Source organism: Prevotella sp. SGI.167, assembly GCF_050313615.1.
GTDB lineage: Bacteria > Bacteroidota > Bacteroidia > Bacteroidales > Bacteroidaceae > Prevotella.
Genome location: NZ_JBNPLT010000001.1, coordinates 274,379 through 295,167 on the forward strand (window position 1 = coordinate 274,379; position 20,789 = coordinate 295,167).

At 44.0% G+C, this 20,789-nt stretch carries 25 protein-coding genes and 1 pseudogene; 3 read left to right on the top strand and 23 right to left on the bottom strand.

Annotated elements, in window-relative coordinates; genetic code table 11:
* Positions 1-96: 96 nt before the first annotated feature.
* From ACQRBJ_RS01035 to hpt, 3 genes are all read right to left on the bottom strand, one after another.
* Positions 97-252, bottom strand: a complete 156-nt coding sequence (locus ACQRBJ_RS01035) for a hypothetical protein (RefSeq protein ID WP_153109065.1) — start codon at positions 250-252, stop codon at positions 97-99.
* A gap of 36 nt (positions 253-288) precedes the next feature.
* On the bottom strand, positions 289-378 hold the full coding sequence (locus tag ACQRBJ_RS01040) for a hypothetical protein (protein ID WP_445302684.1): 90 nt from the start codon (positions 376-378) through the stop codon (positions 289-291).
* Positions 379-460: 82 nt separating this feature from the next.
* Positions 461-1,000: a hypoxanthine phosphoribosyltransferase gene (hpt, locus tag ACQRBJ_RS01045; protein WP_217761246.1), complete on the bottom strand. Its 540-nt coding sequence runs from the start codon at positions 998-1,000 to the stop codon at positions 461-463.
* Between the two features lie 126 nt (positions 1,001-1,126).
* Between hpt and ACQRBJ_RS01050 the strand changes: the two genes are divergently transcribed.
* Positions 1,127-2,641 carry an NAD(P)H-hydrate dehydratase gene (locus ACQRBJ_RS01050; RefSeq protein ID WP_217761242.1) on the top strand — a complete coding sequence of 505 codons (1,515 nt, stop codon included), beginning with the start codon at positions 1,127-1,129 and terminating at the stop codon, positions 2,639-2,641.
* A 142-nt stretch (positions 2,642-2,783) separates the two neighbouring features.
* Here ACQRBJ_RS01050 and ACQRBJ_RS01055 read toward each other — a convergent pair.
* Together ACQRBJ_RS01055 and ACQRBJ_RS01060 are read right to left on the bottom strand one after the other, a co-directional pair.
* A pseudogene (locus tag ACQRBJ_RS01055) lies at positions 2,784-2,888 on the bottom strand (transposase); the annotation flags it as partial.
* A complete protein-coding gene (locus ACQRBJ_RS01060; RefSeq protein ID WP_295348131.1) occupies positions 2,845-3,093 on the bottom strand; it encodes a DUF4372 domain-containing protein in 249 nt (82 codons plus the stop codon). The pseudogene ACQRBJ_RS01055 and the gene ACQRBJ_RS01060, both read right to left, overlap by 44 nt.
* Positions 3,094-3,399: 306 nt before the next feature.
* Between ACQRBJ_RS01060 and ACQRBJ_RS01065 the strand changes: the two genes are divergently transcribed.
* Entirely contained in the window at positions 3,400-4,197 is a 798-nt protein-coding gene (locus ACQRBJ_RS01065; protein ID WP_445302660.1) for a DUF5106 domain-containing protein, read from the top strand.
* Positions 4,198-4,307: 110 nt separating this feature from the next.
* Here ACQRBJ_RS01065 and ACQRBJ_RS01070 read toward each other — a convergent pair whose 3' ends face one another.
* The 5 genes from ACQRBJ_RS01070 to ACQRBJ_RS01090 form a co-directional block, all read right to left on the bottom strand.
* The gene (locus ACQRBJ_RS01070) at positions 4,308-4,667 is read right to left on the bottom strand and encodes a hypothetical protein (RefSeq protein ID WP_445302661.1); all 360 of its coding nucleotides are present in this window, start codon (positions 4,665-4,667) and stop codon (positions 4,308-4,310) included.
* 25 nt (positions 4,668-4,692) lie between these two features.
* Positions 4,693-5,706 (bottom strand): class II fructose-bisphosphate aldolase, encoded by a 1,014-nt coding sequence (locus ACQRBJ_RS01075; protein WP_117586715.1) that lies wholly within the window; start codon positions 5,704-5,706, stop codon positions 4,693-4,695.
* A gap of 203 nt (positions 5,707-5,909) precedes the next feature.
* Positions 5,910-7,130 (bottom strand): MFS transporter, encoded by a 1,221-nt coding sequence (locus ACQRBJ_RS01080; RefSeq protein ID WP_295348140.1) that lies wholly within the window; start codon positions 7,128-7,130, stop codon positions 5,910-5,912.
* A 69-nt stretch (positions 7,131-7,199) separates the two neighbouring features.
* Complete coding sequence (locus tag ACQRBJ_RS01085) at positions 7,200-8,762, bottom strand: glycoside hydrolase family 43 protein (RefSeq protein WP_295348143.1); 1,563 nt, start codon at positions 8,760-8,762, stop codon at positions 7,200-7,202.
* A 269-nt stretch (positions 8,763-9,031) separates the two neighbouring features.
* Positions 9,032-12,073, bottom strand: coding sequence for a PEP/pyruvate-binding domain-containing protein (locus tag ACQRBJ_RS01090; RefSeq protein ID WP_445302662.1), 3,042 nt, complete (start codon positions 12,071-12,073; stop codon positions 9,032-9,034).
* A gap of 99 nt (positions 12,074-12,172) precedes the next feature.
* On the opposite strand from ACQRBJ_RS01090, the gene ACQRBJ_RS01095 reads away from it, so the two are divergent.
* Positions 12,173-12,742 (top strand): septal ring lytic transglycosylase RlpA family protein, encoded by a 570-nt coding sequence (locus ACQRBJ_RS01095; protein ID WP_445302663.1) that lies wholly within the window; start codon positions 12,173-12,175, stop codon positions 12,740-12,742.
* 192 nt (positions 12,743-12,934) lie between these two features.
* Here ACQRBJ_RS01095 and ACQRBJ_RS01100 read toward each other — a convergent pair whose 3' ends face one another.
* The 13 genes from ACQRBJ_RS01100 to rpsE all read right to left on the bottom strand — a co-directional run bounded on the left by ACQRBJ_RS01100 (position 12,935) and on the right by rpsE (position 20,786).
* A complete protein-coding gene (locus ACQRBJ_RS01100) occupies positions 12,935-13,858 on the bottom strand; it encodes a hypothetical protein (protein ID WP_294969709.1) in 924 nt (307 codons plus the stop codon).
* Positions 13,859-14,032: 174 nt separating this feature from the next.
* Positions 14,033-14,515 carry a 50S ribosomal protein L17 gene (rplQ, locus tag ACQRBJ_RS01105; RefSeq protein ID WP_294969712.1) on the bottom strand — a complete coding sequence of 161 codons (483 nt, stop codon included), beginning with the start codon at positions 14,513-14,515 and terminating at the stop codon, positions 14,033-14,035.
* A 33-nt stretch (positions 14,516-14,548) separates the two neighbouring features.
* Entirely contained in the window at positions 14,549-15,544 is a 996-nt protein-coding gene (locus tag ACQRBJ_RS01110) for a DNA-directed RNA polymerase subunit alpha (RefSeq protein WP_153125320.1), read from the bottom strand.
* A 12-nt stretch (positions 15,545-15,556) separates the two neighbouring features.
* Positions 15,557-16,162, bottom strand: coding sequence for a 30S ribosomal protein S4 (gene rpsD / locus ACQRBJ_RS01115; protein ID WP_217760887.1), 606 nt, complete (start codon positions 16,160-16,162; stop codon positions 15,557-15,559).
* A gap of 42 nt (positions 16,163-16,204) precedes the next feature.
* Entirely contained in the window at positions 16,205-16,594 is a 390-nt protein-coding gene (gene rpsK / locus ACQRBJ_RS01120; RefSeq protein WP_294969718.1) for a 30S ribosomal protein S11, read from the bottom strand.
* Between the two features lie 20 nt (positions 16,595-16,614).
* Positions 16,615-16,995: a 30S ribosomal protein S13 gene (gene rpsM, locus ACQRBJ_RS01125; RefSeq protein ID WP_022252022.1), complete on the bottom strand. Its 381-nt coding sequence runs from the start codon at positions 16,993-16,995 to the stop codon at positions 16,615-16,617.
* A 99-nt stretch (positions 16,996-17,094) separates the two neighbouring features.
* Positions 17,095-17,211, bottom strand: a complete 117-nt coding sequence (rpmJ, locus tag ACQRBJ_RS01130) for a 50S ribosomal protein L36 (RefSeq protein WP_006848814.1) — start codon at positions 17,209-17,211, stop codon at positions 17,095-17,097.
* A 17-nt stretch (positions 17,212-17,228) separates the two neighbouring features.
* Positions 17,229-17,447 carry a translation initiation factor IF-1 gene (infA, locus tag ACQRBJ_RS01135; RefSeq protein ID WP_006848815.1) on the bottom strand — a complete coding sequence of 73 codons (219 nt, stop codon included), beginning with the start codon at positions 17,445-17,447 and terminating at the stop codon, positions 17,229-17,231.
* Positions 17,448-17,449: 2 nt separating this feature from the next.
* Positions 17,450-18,250, bottom strand: a complete 801-nt coding sequence (gene map / locus ACQRBJ_RS01140; RefSeq protein WP_445302664.1) for a type I methionyl aminopeptidase — start codon at positions 18,248-18,250, stop codon at positions 17,450-17,452.
* A gap of 15 nt (positions 18,251-18,265) precedes the next feature.
* A complete protein-coding gene (gene secY, locus ACQRBJ_RS01145) occupies positions 18,266-19,603 on the bottom strand; it encodes a preprotein translocase subunit SecY (RefSeq protein WP_294969724.1) in 1,338 nt (445 codons plus the stop codon).
* 4 nt (positions 19,604-19,607) lie between these two features.
* Positions 19,608-20,054, bottom strand: coding sequence for a 50S ribosomal protein L15 (gene rplO / locus ACQRBJ_RS01150; RefSeq protein WP_294969726.1), 447 nt, complete (start codon positions 20,052-20,054; stop codon positions 19,608-19,610).
* Positions 20,055-20,080: 26 nt separating this feature from the next.
* Positions 20,081-20,257, bottom strand: coding sequence for a 50S ribosomal protein L30 (rpmD, locus tag ACQRBJ_RS01155; protein ID WP_153125311.1), 177 nt, complete (start codon positions 20,255-20,257; stop codon positions 20,081-20,083).
* Between the two features lie 16 nt (positions 20,258-20,273).
* Positions 20,274-20,786 carry a 30S ribosomal protein S5 gene (gene rpsE, locus ACQRBJ_RS01160; protein ID WP_117662536.1) on the bottom strand — a complete coding sequence of 171 codons (513 nt, stop codon included), beginning with the start codon at positions 20,784-20,786 and terminating at the stop codon, positions 20,274-20,276.
* Positions 20,787-20,789: the final 3 nt, after the last annotated feature.

Here is a 20,789-nt window from a genome sequence, read left to right on the forward strand (position 1 = left end):
AAACAATTCCAAAGAGAACTGTTACAACACCTAAAAAAAAATAATGCATCTATTTTATGTCCTCCTATTTTTATTGTTATACTTTGGGTCAAAAACTTAATTTATACTGTTAAACCATTGCTTTCCTTTGGGAGTCATAACAAATAACAAGAATACTATAGCAGGGATTCCTACCATAGCCAAAATAATGTATGTACCCAAAAAAGGAATATCTAAAAGGCAATTAAATGCCATCAAACTTAAATTTGCCATTATTTCTTCTTTTTATCGTTATCTTTTTTATTCTTCCTAATAAATACCTGCTATAAACAATATGATTGCTATTAATCCGCTGACAACATACAACATCCAACGAACATCATTGAGATCCTGCATCATCGAAGTAACAAATACAGCAGTCAAGAAGTACTTGGAGACATCCAAGCAATAATCACTAATCTTCTCCCATATGCTTCACCCTCTATTCTTCTACAATCGTGTAGATATCGCGGAGGTTTCTGCCTTCTTGGTCATAATCTAATCCATATCCTACGATGAAATCGTTAGGAATTTCCATCACGGCATAGTTAATGTCCAGATCAACCTTCAGGTTGCCTGGCTTCACGAGGAGCGAACAAATCTCGATGCTGGCAGGATTCTTCTTCTTCAAATCCTCAATCATGTGAGCCATGGTAAAACCGGAATCAACAATGTCTTCTACAATGATGACATCACGGCCTTCCAGGTTCTGGTTGATGCCCATCAGGGTCTTCATGCTACCGGTAGAGCTGGTGCCCTCGTAGGAAGCATACTTCACAAACGAAATCTCGCTCGGTACCGTAATCATTCGCATCAGATCGGCAGCGAAGATAAACGAACCATTCAACACAGCCAGGAACACTGGCTTCCTACCTTCGTAATCCTTGTTGATACGGTCGGCAACGACCTGTACCTTCTTCAGAATCTCAGCCTCTGGAATGGAGGTCTTGAAGGTCTTATCCTTGATTTTTACTATGCCCATAGTCTTGATGATATAATATTTTCTGCAAAATTACGAAAAAAACATGAAACTTCATCCATTCATCGACTTTTTTTAGTACTTTTGCATTAATTTAATCAGATAATCGGACATAACATACAGTAAGATATGAAGATATTTACAAGTGCTCAGATACATGAGCTAGACAAATACACCATTGAGCATGAACCCATCTCATCGCTCAACCTCATGGAACGCGCTGCCAAAGCTTTGACTCGTGCCATCGAGGAAGAATGGACCAACCGTACACCCGTGGTTGTCTTCGCCGGTCCCGGCAACAATGGTGGCGATGCCCTTGCTGTTGCCAGATTGCTCAGCGAGGATGGATATCAGGTGAATGTATATCTGTTCAACGTACACAATAAACTCTCAGCAGACTGTGCAGCCAACAAGAAAAGGCTCCAGGAAGCAAAAAGAGTGAAATTCACGGAAGTCGTTCTCAACTTCGATCCTCCACAGCTCGAAGCAGGTACGCTTGTGATTGACGGTCTCTTTGGCAGCGGACTGAACAAACCGCTGGCTGGAGGTTTTGCTGCTATGGTAAAATACATCAACCAGAGTGCTGCCAAGGTGGTAAGTATCGACATTCCTTCGGGACTGATGACCGAAGATAATTCCTACAACATCCACTCCAACATTATCCGGGCAGACCAGACTCTTACCCTTCAGCAGAAAAAGCTCTGCATGCTGATGGCAGACAACCAGCAATACCTAGGGCATCTGAAAGTACTTGACATCCGACTTTCTACAGAATATATCAAGAATACAGATTGCAGATACAGCATCCTTGAGGAAAAGGACATCAGACTGCTGATGCATCCCCGTAATGATTTTGCGCATAAGGGCAACATGGGCAATGCACTCATCATTGCCGGAAGCTACGGCATGTGCGGTGCATCGGTCCTTGCTACCAAGGCATGCTTGAGAAGCGGTGTGGGCAAAGTGACTACACATACGCCCAAACGCAACTACGAGATTATGCAGATAAGCGTACCGGAAGCGGTACTTCAGATGGATTCTGAAGAAACCATCTTCAGCGAGCCGGTGGAAACAGAGAACTTCCATGCCATGGGCATCGGTCCTGGACTGGGAACCAACGAGACTACCGCCATCGCTCTGATAGCCCAACTGCGCCGTGCCAGCTGTCCGGTGGTCGTAGATGCTGATGCATTGAACATTCTCTCCAGCCACCGTGCCTGGATGCAGCAACTTCCAAAGGACATCATCCTCACACCCCATCCAAAAGAACTGGACCGCCTGGCAGGCAATGCCAGCAGTAATTGCAGCGAACGACTCTCAAAAGCCTGCGAACTGGCTGAACGACTTCAGGCGTACATTATATTAAAAGGACACTATTCAGCCCTCTGCCATCCGGACGGAAAAGTAGAATTCTGCTCTACCGGCAACAGTGGCATGGCAACAGCCGGAAGCGGTGATGTACTTACTGGTATCATCACAGCCCTCCTGGCACGAGGATACAAGCAGGCAGATGCCTGCCGATTGGGAATGCATCTACACGGTCTGGCAGGCGACCTTGCCGCAAAAGACCTGGGCAAGGAAAGTCTCATTGCCAGCGATATCATACAATATCTGCCAAAGGCATTCCTGAGAATGGAAGATTAAGATTTAGGAGAGGTCTCCCTTATCTGGGAGATTCTCGCTTCCAGGACCTGACGCAAATCGTCCTTTCTATCCATATTCAATTTCTTACGGATATGGCTACGCTGACTGGTGATGTTCGACTCTGATTTATTCAGCAAGTCGCACGAAGGTGTTGCTTAATCCATTTAAAGTAAAGTTCCACGTACCATCTTTCCCTATATAATTCAGATATGGTATACAGCATAACTAATACCACAATGGTAAAGTTTGCTGGAGAGTGCCGTAAGGCAGTTTTCTATATCTCGAAGACTATCACGACCTGTTAATTGAGCATAGCTCATTACTGGAAATTGGTCTTTACAAGAGAAGTTTCTTGCTCTGTAGTTTCCCTTATAACGGTCTACACAAGTTTTGAAATCACGTTCTGGCATAAGTGACATAATCTGAGAAAATATAGTTTTGCCTTTGTTCATCGCACACGTATTTTAAATATGCGTGCAAAGATACAAAATCAAACCGAGTACACTATAAAAAGTCCGTAAACTTTTGAGTATTAATAACTTATTTAATAATCGTCTCGTTTTAACGGGACACTAGTGTCATTTACTATAACAAATATTTTGCGGAGACATAAACTAGACTGGTCGTTGGAACTGTAGTTGCCGAGGTAATCTCACCCTCTATGGTTCCGGGACTTTTTTTATTACTTTTTCCTTGCCACATTCATTTATTTTTTGTAATTTTGCAACCGATTGAAAGCAATAAAAGCAAAAGAAAAGATGATCAAAAGATTTATCCTCCTGAGCTATCTAGTAATAGCCTGCGCCTTGACTCCTGCCAAGGCACAAAACAGTTTTCCTTATCCTACACTGCCAGACACCTTGCGCAGCGTAGAACTGCGTGCTGCTTATCTCAGCGAGCATTATTGGGATAACTTTAACTTTGCAGATACACTGGAACTCAGCAATAAGGAAATGGCAGAGCAGGGCTTTGTCAACTTCATTGATATTCTTTCACGCTTTAACCAGCAGATTGCCCAGAAGGGCATCGCTGCCTTTACGGCTAAAGCTTTCATACAGAAACCATCCAAGGAAAAATTCGAGACTCTCATTGAGCATTATTATGAAAATCCGGAATCACCCATGCGCAATGACAGAATCTACAGTCTCTTCCTGGAAGACATGACGAAATCACCATACTTTGACGAAACAGAAAAGGAAAGACTCAACTTCAAGCTGAAGCAAGCCATAAAGAATCTGCCTGGCACTACTGCCATAGACATCAGTTTTACACAAGAAGACGGTAAAACCTGTAAACTGAGTGAGTATAAAGAGAAGAAGATTATCCTATATTTCCATGACCCGGAATGCGAGAACTGTCACAAGGTGTCTGCATGGCTCAAGAAGCAGGAAATCCCGGCCGACATACTGGTAATAAGAATTGTTGCAGATAATCGCATCAGCGCCATTTACGGGCTCAAGGCTATGCCAACTATCTACCTGCTGGATAAAGGGAATAAGGTGATATTAAAAGACTGCACTCCAGAACAACTCATCGAAACGGTGCAGCAAAAATAAAAAGCAAACTAGACTGGTCGTTAGAAGCGACACTTATTTGTATTATAAACTAGTGTTATCATTCACTACTATATTTCTGTGTTATCAAATACTTACTATATGTATTTGCATTAATTATCTTTATTTGCGCGAGAAGAGTCATACTTCTCGTTGTTATCAGCATTGCTGTTGGAAGCCTCGCTTACCGCAGAGCCCGCAGTCATTGTGTAGCTGAGCAAAGAGAAATCTGACTTATCTTTAGAAATAGTAGCCTGACTAACAGCTTCTCCTAATTCCTCGTCAGATGCACTGCAAAATGCAAATATAGGAAAAAACCAAATAGATTCCAAGTTTTTAGTTAAAAAGTTTAAAAGAAACAATGTTGTCGCACACAATGCGCTACTATTACTTGCCAATTGCACAAAAACCGTCCAATAGTCTAACAGATAGTAAGAACAAAAAAGCGGAAACCCTTTCGGATTCCCGCTCATATCTTTTGTTGTAAAAGCCCGAAGATTAGTCGAGGTTAGCCAACTTGTTGTCAGAATGAAGAACATCCTTGATCTTGTGGCTATAGAGGTCAACCATGTACTCACGAGCCTTACCGCAGTACTGACGTGGGTCGAAGTACTCTGGGTGAAGAGCCAATGTCTCACGAACACCTGCTGTGAAAGCAAGACGAGAGTCAGAGTCGATGTTGATCTTGCAAACAGCGCTCTCAGAAGCCTTAGTCAACTGCTCCTCTGGGATACCAACTGCATCTGGCAACTTACCACCGAACTTGTTGATGATATCAACATACTCCTGAGGAACTGAAGAAGAACCGTGGAGAACGATAGGGAAACCAGGAAGCTGCTCCTCAACTGCTGCCAATACGTCGAATGCCAATGGAGGAGGAACGAGGTGACCTGTCTTAGGGTCACGTGTGCACTGCTCTGGCTTGAACTTGTAAGCACCGTGAGAAGTACCGATAGAGATAGCCAATGAATCAACACCTGTACGTGTAGCGAAATCAACAACCTCCTCAGGCTTTGTATAGTGAGACTCCTCAGCTACTACGTCATCCTCAACACCAGCGAGGACACCGAGCTCACCCTCTACAGTTACACCGAACTGATGAGCGTAGTCAACAACCTTCTTTGTCAATGCAATGTTCTCCTCGTATGGAAGTGCAGAACCATCGATCATTACAGAAGAGAAACCGAAATCTACACAGTCTTTACATGTCTCGAAGCTATCACCGTGATCGAGGTGAAGAACGATCTCTGGATGGTTGCAACCCAACTCCTTTGCATACTCTACAGCACCCTCTGCCATGTAGCGGAGCAATGTAGGGTTAGCATACTTACGAGCACCCTTAGATACCTGAAGGATAACTGGTGACTTCAAATTTGAAGAAGCCTGGATGATAGCCTGGAGCTGCTCCAAGTTATTGAAGTTGAAAGCAGGAACGGCCCAACCGCCCTTGATAGCTCTTGCGAACATGTCCTTAGTGTTCACAAGACCGATTTTCTTGTAATCTACTGCCATAATTGTATTAATTTTATTGTTTTAATGAAACATTCTTTCTTTTTCCATTGATAAGGGAAAGAACTTATGGGATTCCTACCCTAACCGACTGCAAATTTACCTTTTTCTTTTGATACGACAAAATGTTAACTTACTTTTTAGCGTTTCAATCGAGTTAAAAAAGTTAATTATACCCTTTTGCACACCCCACTTCTAGCAAATTGCTAATTGCACTTTGCAATTTTATACTCTCTTACTGCATAAGCCAGCACAACCAGGAAACCGATAAACGGCACTACAAAAGGTAACACCACATGGGTGCGGTCGGCTATCAATCCCATCAGCAGGAAGCCACAACCTCCTATCGGAGTCATCATCAGAAGCGAGGATGCACTCTTGGTAAGATTACCCAATCCCGTGAGGGCAATAGAGAATATGGTAGGGAACATGATTGCCTCGAAGAGATAATTGCCCACCAAGGCTGCCAGGGAGACAATGCCTAAATCGCAAAGTACCAAACCGATACACACTACGCTGCCGATGGCGCAGATCAAGAGCATCGTAGTGGCCTTGATGTGGCGCATCACCCAACTGCCCAGGAATCTACCTACCATGAAGAATGCCAGGGCACAAGTGAGCACGAGCGAAGCCGTACGATCCGTCATCCAATGCATGCCGGTTACGAAATTAATGAAGTAGGAATTGATGGAAATCTCTGCAATCTCATAGCATAGCAAGGCAAAGAGACCAAAGACAAACATCCTGTGATGGGCAAAAAGCTTGCCGATATTACTTCCCCGTGCCTCATCCTCGGCTGTTGTATCATGCTGGATTTCAGGCAAACTGACACGTGAGAAGACCACGGCTATAGCGAGTACCAAGACACCCAAAATGGCATAAGGTACAGCCACGTTGCCACCTTCATCGGTATTATTGAAAAGAAACTGACCGATGCAAAATGTAGCGAAGATACTACCCAAGCCATTAAAAGACTGCGAAAGGTTCAGGCGGCTGGTAGCTGTCTCCCTGGCTCCCAATTCCGTTACGTATGGATTGGCTGCCGTTTCCAGGAAGACCAATCCACAGCCGATAATGAAGAGGCAAAGTAAAAATGCATAGAAACTGCCGATTGCTGCTCCTGGGACAAAAAGCAATGAGCCCAATCCAAAGAGCAACAATCCAAAGACTACACCCCTGCGATAGCCATACCTATTAATAAAGATACCCGCAGGTATCGCCATCAGGAAATAACCAAGATAGGTGGTAACCTGAATGAGGGCTGAATGGGTAATACTAATATGCAGAGCATTCTGGAAATGCTTGTTCAGCACATCCAGAATGGCACGAGCGAAGCCCCACAAGAAGAAGAGCGACGTTATCAATATGAAAGGGACAAGATATTTCTTGTCTGCTGTTTGTTTCGAATCTGTTTCTTTTGTCAACATTTACTTTTCAATTTATTCATCTAAAAAGATATTTCTGTTCATTTTAAAGAGACTATCGGAAGATAATCCTTACTTTTCATCATAGTAGAAATAACCGAAATCAGCATATCCACTCTTTTCCTTACCTTCTGCAAACATGCCGAGAACTACGCCCGTAAATCCGCCGGCAACCTCTGTACTCATCAGGCTACAGTTCATGGAAGCCAACTCATGGAATCGCTTTCCATCAAGCGAATAGTCGAAGAAATACATCTCGCCATTGCTTCTGATGCGCAACTTGACCGAACCCTTGCGCAGGCGAGGCACGCTCTTCACCACATAGTCGATGCTCTTCAGCTTGCAGCGCAATGCCACCTGCTTCTGGGATACGAAAAAGTCGAGATGACCGTCGTTGATCTGATAGACAGACAGACCTGCCTCTACCTCCCCCTTCGTGACAACATCCGTCTCCAGGGAGAAGCTGGCACTCTCCTGTCGGCGTCCTACGAAGGTAGGCTGCTGATTTTCCGTCAAGGTTCCATGAGGATAAAGACGCACGAAGTACTTCTCTTCCACAGCCATCGTATCATTGCGGAGATAGTTGCCCGGAATAGGATTCTGCAATTGCACCCATTCGAAAGCTCCTGTCGCAGGCGCATCCTCGGCATCCGCTTCCAGATGCTTCTCCAGAAGGACACTTGGCAAGGTATTTGCCTTCACCAGAGTATCGATAGGCATCCCACCATTCACTACAGGCCACTCACCTTCCTTCCACTCCACAGGAGCCAGATAGGTCTCTCTACCCAAGTGATGATAAGAACCGCCATAGTTGCGGTATGCCAGGAACACCATCCACCAGTTGCCATCTCCTGCCTGTACTAAGTCGCCATGCCCCGTACCCTGAATCTGCTTCGACTGTCCCAGTCTGCTACAGTTGGTCAGTATCGGATTATTGGGATTACTCTCGTATGGACCTTCTATATTCCGGCTTCTGGCGATGGTAAGACGATGCGCCAGTTCAGTTCCACCTTCTGAGATAAGAAGATAGTAATAACCGTCCTTTTTATAAATATGTGGACCTTCCGGATAGCGGCCGCCATCGCCCTGCCATAGTTGCTTGCTTTCTGTAAGCTGTTCGCCAGTCTTTGGATTGATCTCGCAGAGCCAGATGGCATCGCCCGGATTGCTCACCATATAGCACTTGCCGTTCTCGAAATAGAGCGACGGGTCTATGCCCTGCTGCTTCAACCAAACAGGTTCGCTCCAGGGGCCACGAGGATCTGTAGCAGTAACAAAGAAGTTGCCGCCATTGCCCACATTCGTAGTTATCATATAATAGGTACCCTCGTGATAGCGAATGGTTGGGGCATAGATGCCGAGCCAAGAACTAGCCCCCTTCAAGGGAATCTGGCTTTCACGATCAAGAACGTTACCAATCTGCTGCCAATGCACCATATCCTTGCTCTGGAAGATAGGAACGCCCGGAAAATACTGGAAGGATGAGTTGACAAGATAGAAAGTATCTCCTACCCGACACACGGACGGGTCGGGATGATAACCTGGAATCACCGGATTACGATACTCCTGTGCCGAAACCGGCAGCCATGCCAGCATCAGCATCCATACAAATAAAAATAGGTTTTGTCTATTCATAAGGAATTCGTTTAAATTGGGAACAAAGGTAAGGCTTTTTGATGAGATTTCCAAACAATCCTGGTGTTTTTTATTATTTATGCTAAATAAAAATGTTTTGAGCATCAGTACAATCTCCGTTCATAGACTTTGAACGGCGGTTCAAAGACACTGAACGGCGGTTCAAAGTCACTGAACGGAGATTCAACGTCTATGAACGAAGATTTGACCTAGAAGCAAAAACATTTATTCCCAATATCAGAAAGTTTCTACCTTAAGAGGAAACATCATCATTCCTTCGGAATCAGGACAGCTCCCTCCTGCTTCTTTCCGTCCATCAATATTCTCATCGGATGCTCAAAACGCACATGGCGCACATACTGCGTTTCTTCCACGGCAGGCATCGCATCCAAAATCTCCTTATTCACAAAGCCTCCTTCTTCGGTATTGATGTCTACCGTGAAGTAACCCACGCCAAAAGAGGTGAGGTTCTGGAAGAAATGAGTGCCTTGGCTCGGGTCGATATTATAGTTCTTCAATGCTACTTCCACGATGACCCGGGCAGCACTGATATGCGGCCATTTGACAGGAACTCCGAGATAATGATCGCTGGAGCCCCAGCGTCCAGGTCCTATCAGCACATAGTTCTTGCCATCGGCAAGGAACTTGCGATTGATGCGTTCGATGTCATCAGCCACATAAAAGTTGTTCATCGCAGAGAAGTTATCATCATACTTCACGTAAACCACATCTACAATATCCTCGCTGATACCATGCCCCAGGGAATTGTGCGAACGGAGCAGACAGTCGGTATCCGGTATCGCCTTCACATCCTCGTCGAGCATCTCCTTGGCATCCACTATCGGACGAATCTGAAGCAGATAGAACTCACAGGTTCTGTCATTGTTGATATTGCAGGCAAACTCGATTTCCACAGGACGGCGCATCGCCTCGGAACCAAACTTCATTGACATCTGCATCAGTTCCGGTAATGGTACCACCACATGCTGGAGCACACTGGCGAAAGTAATCAGTTTTCTGCCCGTTTCATACACTCCATCATTGATAACCTGATCGTATGGGTCGAAAGTAGAAGCTATATAGGTAAGACTCTGGTCTTCCACGGCATCCTTCACCCGAAGCTTGAGGATATTGAAGCCGTCATCTACCTTGAAATCATCACCTACATGCTTCATATCGAGGGCATAGAACTGGGTCTGCGTATCACGCAACGCCATCTCCGTTTCCGAAGTCTGCAGTACCTGATGAGGATGATAAGGACAGACGCGCAGGGTCTGACCGCCATCCACGATATACTTACCCAATCCGAGGGCAAGACTGGCAATACCTTCCTCAGCCTCCTCATCGCCGATAGGATAATAGTTGAGCGAACGGAGCACGCCACTCATCGTTGGATAGAAGCGGGTGCCATAATCCTTACCCACCACCTGCTGCAGGATAACCGCCATCTTTTCCTGGTCGATGACATTGCTGGTGGCTGTCATATACGCCTTGGAATCACGATAGAATACAGAAGCATACACGCCCTTGATGGCACATGCCAACATCTGGAGCATCTGATACTTATCCTCCAGATAAGGAATCATATAGGTGGAATAGATGCCGGCGAAAGGCTGGTAGTGCGCATCCTCAAGAAGCGAACTGGAACGGATGGCTATAGGACTCTTCGTGGCCTCGAAGAAGGTGAAGAAGTCGGCTATCAGGGAATCCGGCAACTGCGCATGCAGGAAGTGCTTCAATATCTCTTCATCGCTGGCATCGCTCAGCGCTATCGGATAAAGGTTGTTATTCATCATGAATGCATCAAAGATGTCGGTACAGAGCACCACCGTCTTCGGAATCTGCACGGTGGCATTCTCATACTGGTTGAACTCAGGATGACGCTTGATGATATTGTCGAGGAAAGCAAGGCCCCTACCCTTACCACCCAGGGATCCTTCTCCAATGCGGGCAAAGTGGGCATACTTATCAAACTTCATTCTATCAAACACGGCTACCACACCCAAATTCTTCATATGACGATATTGCACAATCGCATCAAAGATAATCTGTCTGTGAGCATCTACATCCTGAAGTTTCTCCCAGGTAACGTGCTTCAGGAAAGCCGATACCGGGAATATGGCACGGGCACAAAGCCAGCGGCTCATGTGATTGCGGCTGATATGATAGAGCATCGAATCGTTGGGGATGTTGAAGATATTATCCTGCAGCTCCTTCAGGCTTCTGATGCGCATGATTTCCTCATGGGTTTTCGGATCTCGGAAGATGAAATCGCCAAACCCCATGTGCTCCTCCATCAAACGGCGCAAGTCCACACTCATCTTCTTGGAGTTCTTGTCTACAAAGCGGAAGCCTTCTGCTTCTGCCTTGGCACGGTTATCACTCTCAGAACTCTCGAGGATAAGGGGCACAAAAGAGTCATTCTTTCTGATATAGCGGAAAAGCTGCAAACCTGCATCCGGACATTTCTCACGACCAAAGGTATCTGTGCCATACTCTGGTTTGACTTCCTGTTCAACTTCATTTCCAAAAGCTTTGGCTGCACTTTTCAACGGGAATCGGGCATCACTGATGACGCCAAGGGTGTTATTGGAATACTTATCATACAGTTTCTTCGCCTCTTCATAAGTACGAGCCAATACCACCTTCGGACGACCACGCATACGCATGGTGGCAGCATGCCGGTTCAAGGCTTCCTTGGAGAAGTTCTTACTCTGCTCCAGAATATAATTATAGAGGTTAGGCAAGATAGAGCTATAGAAGCGGATGGAATCCTCTACAAGAAGAATCATCTGTACACCAGCCTCCCGGATATCATGCTCAAGATTCATCTTATCCTCAATCAACTTGATGATGGAAAGAATCAAGTTGGTATTACCCAACCAGCAGAAGACATAATCGAAGATGCTCAAATCCTCGTTCTGCATTCGCTTGGTAATGCCATGAGAGAATGGAGTAAGAACTACACAGTGAATATTAGGAAACTTGCCCTTGATGTCACGGGCCACATCAAAGGCATCATTATCCGCATTACCTGGCATACAGATTACCAGGTCGATCACAGTAGAACGCAATACTTGCGTAGCCTCCTCCGTGGTAGAAACCTGAGTAAAAGTAGGCGGATAACGAAGGCCAAGTTCCATATACTCATTATATATCTTCTCCTCGATTCGCCCATCATCTTCAAGCATGAACGCATCATAAGGGTTAGCTACAATCAACACATTGTAGATACGACGCATCATAAGATTGACAAACGATACGTCTTTCAAGTAGAACTTATTCCACTCTTGAGGTACATTATTCTCCATTTCTATTGCTATTTATTCTGCAAAGATACTGATTTTCTGATATTTCCTTGCATTTTTCATCATTTTTTTATATATTTGCAACCAAAATATCGAGAAGTTATGAAAAGAAGATTATTAATCATAGCATTATTGAGTACATTTTTATGTATACCATGTTGCGGCCAGAAGCATCAACGTGGCAAGGCATCCTATTACTCTAAACGAGCTACAGGAGCCAGGTCAGCAAGCGGACAGAGAATCCATCACGACAACCTGACGTGTGCACACCAATATTATCCCTTCGGTACGATGCTGAAAGTTACCAACCTCAGAAATGACAAGAGTGTAATCGTAGAGGTCATCGACCGAGGACCTTTCGGAAGAGGCCGAATTATCGACCTTTCCTGGGCTGCAGCCAAGAAACTGGATATGATTTCACAGGGTGTAGCAACGGTCAAGGTGGAAAGACTGGATAACCCTGTTCCTTTCAAGCCTGAGCAAACCAAGCTCCCGAAGGTTGACTTCGAAATGGCTGAATTTGAACCTGACCATTATTTCGAAAAGAAAGAAATGGCAAGGGAGCAAGCTGAAACCAAGGTCGAGGCTAAGGAAAAAGTACAGACTAAGGAAAAAGCAAAGGAAAAGGAAAAGCCAAAGGAAAAAGCCCCTAATCATCGCCATACGCCTTGAACCAACGGTCACAGGCCGAAGGGAAAAGCAAAGAACTGAAGCTCCTAGCACAAGGTACCCCCCTGGGCAAACCAGCTAAGCTCTGTGCACTCTATAAGGGCAAAAGCTTAATATCCCCAAAAGAAAAAAAGCAAGAACTAGCATAAAGCCGGTTCTTGTTTTTTTTATTTTATTTTGCAACTACTATGATTCTTATCTCTTAGTGGGAATGTTAAACTCGTTGACCTTCGAGATGGATTTACCCTCATGAATGACACTCACACAGAATCTAGCCATTCCATCCTTCAACTTCTTGTCCGCTTTCACCATAGCCGTGTATCTGACACCAGAGCCAGGCAATATCTTCTCAACATGAATGCTTTGTGAAATAAAGATATGCTTGTTTCCTGTGGTTTCAAGTACAGTAGGTACAACATCATAAACCGGAAACTTGCCGCGGTTGACAATCTCAAATATCACCTTGCAGATCTCATTCCTATTCAAACAATTATCCTCGTTGGAATCAACGAATCGGGCATTCACAATCTCTAGGGTTGTAGAATAAGAAAGACGGGCGCCAAGCTCCTCTACAGTAGCAGTTGGCATCGAAGTAGTCGGCTTCTGGGCACTATAATCTCCGGTATAGTCCTTTCCCTGAAAATCATATAAACGATCGTCTCCTCCATTATTGGAATCGAAAATCTCTGGGTTATCAATTACAGGAGCATTGCTATAATCGCTTCCGGATCTGCTATAATCAGTAGAAGGAATACTATAGTCATAAACTTCATTCCCCCCATAATGTGAAGAGCGGTTGCCACTAGGGTTTGTAGGATATCGGCGTGACGAACCCGGATAATCCGAGCGTCTTTCTATCCTATCCTGCCGATAAGCAGCATCACGATCAGCCTGCGCTTTATCAGCCTGGCTTCCTATAACAGCACCTATGGCTGCTCCTCCAGCCATACCGATGATAGTTCCCATATCTGATCCCCTAGGACCACCAGACAAACCACCGATGGCAGACCCTAAGATTGAACCAATGGAACCTCCGGCATAAGCTCCACTGCCTGTATATGTATCGCAGCTACTCAACACCAAGGAAGAGCAAAGCATCAAAAATATCATCTTTTTCATATCATATCTTTTTAAATTCTTCTGCAAAAATACAACTATTTAGTTGAATATTCAAGCCAGAATCCCTAAATAACCTTAGGGATTCCCCTAAAACAAAGAAAACAGTATTCGCAAAAAAAAAAAGCGCCTCTGTCTAACGACAGAAGCGCTATATATAGTGAGATCTTTTGTAACTTATTCAGCTGCAGCCTCCTCAGTTGCAGGTGCCTCAGTTGCAGGAGCCTCCTCAGCCTTTGTTGCCTTGCGACTACGGCGAGTCTTCTTAGCAGCCTTAGGAGTCTTAGCCATGTTCTCATCAAAGTCAACGAGCTCGATGAAAGCAATCTCAGCTGCGTCACCCTGACGGGTACCCAACTTGATTACGCGAGTGTAACCACCAGGACGGTTAGCTACCTTCTCAGCTACCTCACCGAAGAGAGCCTTAACGGCATACTTGTTCTGAAGATAACGGAAAACAACACGACGTGATGTAGTTGTATCATTCTTTGAACGAGTGATTAATGGCTCAACATACTTCTTAAGAGCCTTTGCCTTTGCGAGGGTCGTAGTGATTCTTTTGTGCTCGCTCAAGATAAGAGATGAAGCCATGTTAGCCAACATCGCGTTACGATGAGAAGCAGTACGACCTAAATGGTTGAATTTTTTATTGTGTCTCATTTTAATTTTTGTTCTTTTTGGACAAAGGATGCATTAAGCATCCTTGTCTAATTTATACTTTGAAATATCAGTTCCAAAAGACAGATTCAGACTCTCGAGCAAATCATCAAGCTCTGAGAGCGATTTCTTACCGAAGTTGCGGAACTTCAAGAGGTCAGTCTTATTATACTGTACCAAATCACCAAGTGTCTCAACATCAGCTGCCTTCAAGCAGTTTAGAGCACGAACGCTGAGGTTCATGTCTACGAGACGAGTCTTAAGCAACTGGCGCATATGAAGAACTTCTTCATCAAACTCTTGATTGTTCTCCTGATCTGGGCTTTCAAGAGTAATCTTCTCATCTGAGAAAAGCATGAAATGATAAATAAGAATCTTCGCAGCCTCTTTCAGTGCATCCTTAGGACTAATGGAACCATCTGTCGTAACCTCAAGAACGAGCTTATCATAATCGGTCTTTTGCTCAACACGATAAGGTTCAACTGCGTACTTTACATTACGAATAGGGGTGTAGATGGAATCGATTGGGAGAACGTTAACATCTGTGCAGAATTGACGATTCTCATCAGCAGGAACGTAACCGCGTCCCTTATTAATAGTCAAATCAATCTGCATCGAAGCTTTGGCATCTAAATGACAAATCACCAAATCAGGGTTTAACACTTCAAATCCAGTCAGATACTTACCAATGTCACCAGCTTTGAATTCTGTAGAATTCTCAACGGTGATACTAACTTTCTCATTCTCGAATTCTTCTACTACTTGCTTGAATCGAACTTGTTTGAGATTCAAGATAATGTTGGTAACATCTTCCTTCACACCAGGAACTGAAGAGAACTCGTGCTCAACACCCGCAATACGGATGGTGTTCACTGCGTAACCCTCCAATGATGAAAGGAGAATGCGGCGCAAGGCGTTACCAATGGTCACGCCAAAGCCAGGCTCCAAAGGACGGAATTCAAATTTTCCGAACTGGTTATCAGCCTCCAGCATTACTACTTTATCAGGTTTTTGAAATGCTAATATCGCCATTAATTTAATGATTTATTTAGAGTACAACTCAACGATTAACTGCTCCTTGATATTCTCTGGAATGTCAGCACGCTCTGGCTTGTGCAAGAACTTGCCGCTCTTTGAATTATCATCCCACTCGATCCATGGGTACTTGCTATGGTTGAAACCTGCAAGTGCTGCTTCAATAACTTCGAGAGACTTAGACTTCTCACGAACAGCAACAACCATACCTGGCTTAACTGCAAATGAAGGGATATTAACTACCTTGCCATCAACAGTGATGTGCTTGTGACCAACCAACTGACGTGCAGCAGCACGAGTAGGAGCGATACCAAGACGGAACACCACATTATCGAGACGGCACTCAAGGCTCTGAAGAAGAACCTCACCAGTAATACCTTCAGCCTTTGCTGCCTTCTCAAACATATTACGGAACTGACGCTCTAATACACCGTAAGTGTACTTAGCCTTCTGCTTCTCTGCCAACATGACACCGTACTCAGACATCTTGCGACGACGATTGTTGCCATGCTGTCCAGGAGGGAAGTTTCTCTTGGACAAAACTTTGTCTGCGCCGAAGATTGGCTCACCAAAACGACGCGCAATTTTAGATTTCGGACCTATATATCTAGCCATAATATTAATAAAATGCTATATTGTTTGTATCAATGAATGCTATTATACACGACGACGCTTTGGAGGGCGACATCCGTTGTGTGGTAATGGAGTAACGTCTACAATCTCAGTAACCTCGATACCTGCACCGTGTACGGCACGGATAGCAGACTCACGACCGTTACCTGGACCCTTAACGTAAGCCTTAACCTTGCGAAGACCAAGATCGAAAGCTACCTTAGCACAATCCTCAGCTGCCATCTGAGCAGCATATGGAGTATTCTTCTTAGAACCACGGAAACCCATCTTACCAGCAGAAGACCAAGAGATAACCTGACCCTCGTTATTAGCAAGAGATACAATAATGTTGTTAAATGAGCTATGTACGTGAAGCTGACCCAATGCGTCAACACGTACGTTTCTCTTCTTAGATGTTGCTTTTTGCTTTGCCATAATTAATTTCCTCCTTAGAATTACTTAGTAGCCTTCTTCTTATTAGCAACAGTCTTCTTCTTACCCTTGCGAGTACGAGCATTATTCTTGGTGCTCTGACCGCGAACAGGAAGACCATTACGATGTCTAACTCCACGATAGCAACCAATATCCATCAGTCGCTTAATGTTCATTTGGATCTCAGAACGGAGATCACCTTCAACCTTGAACTCAGCGCCGATAATTTCACGGATCTTGGCTGCCTGATCGTCAGACCACTCGCTGACTTTCAGGTCACGGCTTACACCTGCCTTATCCAATATCTTTGCTGAACTACTTCGACCAATACCGTAGATATAGGTCAATGCGATTTCGCCACGCTTATTCTGGGGCAAATCTACTCCAACAATTCTTATTGCCATTGTTTAATAAAAAATTAATAAATTAATACCTTTGCGTTAAAAGCGGTGCAAAAGTACAACTTTTTTTTTTAACAGCCATACTTTTACAGAACTTTAACATTAGCCCTGACGCAATTTCATCTTAGGGTTCTTCTTGTTGATAACGAAGAGACGACCCTTACGACGTACAATTTTGCAATCAGCTGAACGCTTCTTCAATGATGCTCTTGTCTTCATAACCTTATATGTGATAATTATTTGTATCTAAAAACAATTCTACCCTTTGTCAAGTCATATGGACTCATTTCCACCTTAACTTTATCACCAGGTAAAATCTTAATGTAATGCATTCTCATCTTACCAGAGATGTGGGCAGTAATGTCGACACCATTCTCTAATTCAACGCGGAACATCGCATTTGATAATGCCTCTACAATTGTTCCATCTTGCTCAATAGCGGCCTGTTTTGCCATAATTAAAAATTTTGTCCTTCTAAATGTTCAACTTCTACGAATGAAGATAAAATTTCAGCTTTACCTTTTCGAACAACAATAGTATGCTCGTAATGAGCAGCCGGTTGACGATCTCTAGTAACTATACTCCATTTATCTGGTAGTATACCAATTTGACGGTCGCCCATAGTTATCATCGGCTCGATGGCTAAGCACATGCCTTCCTTTAACAAAATACCAGAGCCCCTACTACCATAATTACGTACCGGAGGATCCTCATGCATATCCTTGCCAATGCCATGACCTGTTAACTCCCGCACAACACCATAGCCATATTGTTGACAATGGCTCTGTACAGCGTAACCAATATCACCCAAATGTTTTCCTACTACAGCCTGTTCGATACCTAGATATAAAGATTCTTTAGTCACCTTAAGAAGTTGCTTAATATCAGAAGATATTTCTCCAACGGCAAAAGTATAACAACTATCTCCATTGAAGCCATTCAAAAGAGTTCCACAGTCGATGGAAATGATATCACCATCATTGAGAACGTCCTTTTCACTAGGAATGCCATGTACAACCACATCATTGATAGATGTACATATACTAGCGGGAAAAGGCTCTCCATATGGATTAGGAAAATTCTTAAACGTTGGAATTGCCCCGTGATCACGGATAAACTCCTCTGCTATCCTATCCAAATGGAGAGTCGTTACACCTGGTTTTATATGTTTACCTAATTCAACAAGTGTTTTACCAACTAACTGGTTAGCTTGTCGCATCAGGTTAATTTCATCCTCTGTCTTCAGAAATATCTTCATTTCAAAAGATAAAGATTAATATGCTGCAACACCACCCTGACGAGTATGACCAGAATTGAGAAGGCCATCATAGTGGCGCATAAGCAAATGACTTTCGATCTGCTGCAAAGTATCAATAACGACACCTACCAAAATCAACAGAGAAGTACCTCCGAAGAATTGTGAGAAGGCCTGCTGCACATCGAGAAGTCCTGCAAGAGCAGGCATAATCGCAATAAATGCAATAAATAATGAACCTGGTAAAGTAATACGAGACATTACGGTATCAATGTACTCAGCTGTATCCTTTCCTGGTTTAACACCTGGAATGAAACCATTATTGCGTTTCATATCCTCTGCCATCTGGGTAGGATTCAATGTAATCGCAGTATAGAAGTATGTAAATGCAATAACCAAGATTACATAAACAACATTGTAAAGCAAACTACGATTATCCATCAACTGCTGAACAACGCTACTAGCATTCTCAGACTGATAGCGAACTATAGCCAATGGAATAAACATCAAAGCCTGAGCAAAGATGATAGGCATTACGTTAGCAGCAAAAAGCTTCAAAGGAATGTACTGACGTGCACCACCATACTGCTTATTACCAACCAAACGCTTCGCGTATTGAACAGGGATTTTACGTGTTCCCTGCACCAAAAGAATTGAAGCACAGACAACAGCATAAAGAATCAGAATCTCTACGATAAACATAATCAAACCACCAGCGGAGATAGCCTGCAAACGCGAAGTAACCTCTTGAACGAATGCCTGAGGCAAACGTGCGATGATACCAATCATAATAATCAGAGAGATACCATTTCCAACACCCTTATCAGTGATACGCTCACCAAGCCAAAGGATGAACATACTTCCTGCTGCAAGAATGATAGTAGCTGGAATCATAAAGACTGTCCAGCTAATACCAGTTGCAAGAGCATTAGCAGCCTGCATCTTCAAATTCAAGAGGTAACTAGGAGCCTGAAAGACCAGAATGGCTACAGTCAGGACTCTAGTATACCATTGTATTTTCTTGCGGCCGCTCTCGCCCTCTCGCTGCATCTTCTGGAAATAAGGTACAGCGACAGCAAGAAGCTGCATTACAATTGAAGCTGAGATATAAGGCATAATTCCCAATGCGAAGATAGACGCATTAGAAAATGCACCACCAGAGAACATGTCCAAAAGCGACATAAGACCGCCAGAGGTCTGCGACTGTAATTTTTCCAACATGCTCGGATTAATGCCAGGAAGCACCACAAACGAGCCAAAACGGTAAATAGCCGTAAACAGAAGAGTGATGAGGAGTCTCTGACGGAGATCCTCTATCTTCCAACAGTTCTTTAGTGTCTCAATAAACTTTTTCATTTACTTAGATTATAGTTGCGTTACCACCTACTGCCTTGATTGCTTCTTCGGCAGTCTTTGAGAAAGCATTAGCTTCAACTTCCAATTTTGCTTTAAGTTCACCGTTACCGAGAACCTTAACGAGCTCCTTACCATTGGTAAGAGCAGCAGCCTTAAGTTCCTCAATACCGATCTTTGTAAGGTTCTTTGCTTCAGCAAGAGCCTGAAGAGTTGAAAGGTTTACTGCGAAGTACTCCTTATGGTTGATATTCTTGAATCCAGCCTTTGGAACACGACGCTGCAATGGCATCTGACCACCTTCGAAACCAATCTTTCTCTTATAACCAGAACGAGCCTTGGCACCCTTGTGACCACGTGTAGAAGTACCACCGAGACCAGAACCTGGACCACGACCAATACGACGACGTGAATGGGTAGAACCTGCAGCAGGTTTCAAATTATTTAATTTCATAATCGTTCCTAATTTATAAAGATTAATTAATCAACTACACTTACGAGGTGATGAACCTTACGGATCATACCACGGTTGCTAGGAGTATCCTCTACTTCAACAACCTGAGAAATCTTGTGGAGACCAAGACAAGCGAGTGTACGCTTCTGATCTACTGGAGCACCGATTTTACTCTTAATCTGCTTGACTTTAATTGTTGCCATATTCGATATTTCCTAATTAACCGTTAAATACTTTATCCATACTGATACCACGCTCACCTGCCACTGTGTATGCATCACGCATCTCAGCAAGAGCAGCAATAGTAGCCTTTACAAGGTTGTGGGCATTTGAAGAACCCTTAGACTTTGCAATGACATCCTTGATACCAACGCTCTCAAGAACAGCACGCATAGCACCTCCGGCCTTCAAACCTGTACCGGCAGCAGCTGGCTTAATGAGAACCTTAGCACCACCGAATGCAGTCTCAACCTCGTGAGGAACTGTACCCTTGAGTACAGGAACCTTAACCAAGTTCTTCTTTGCAGCCTCAGTGCCCTTAGCGATAGCAGCTGTAACCTCACCTGCCTTACCAAGACCGTAGCCGATTACGCCATTACCGTCACCAACAACGACGATAGCAGCGAATGTGAAAGTACGACCACCCTTAGTAACCTTAGTTACACGGTTGATAGCAACCAAGCGATCCTTAAGTACTTCTTCGTTATTTACTTTTACTTTATCCATTGCCATAAT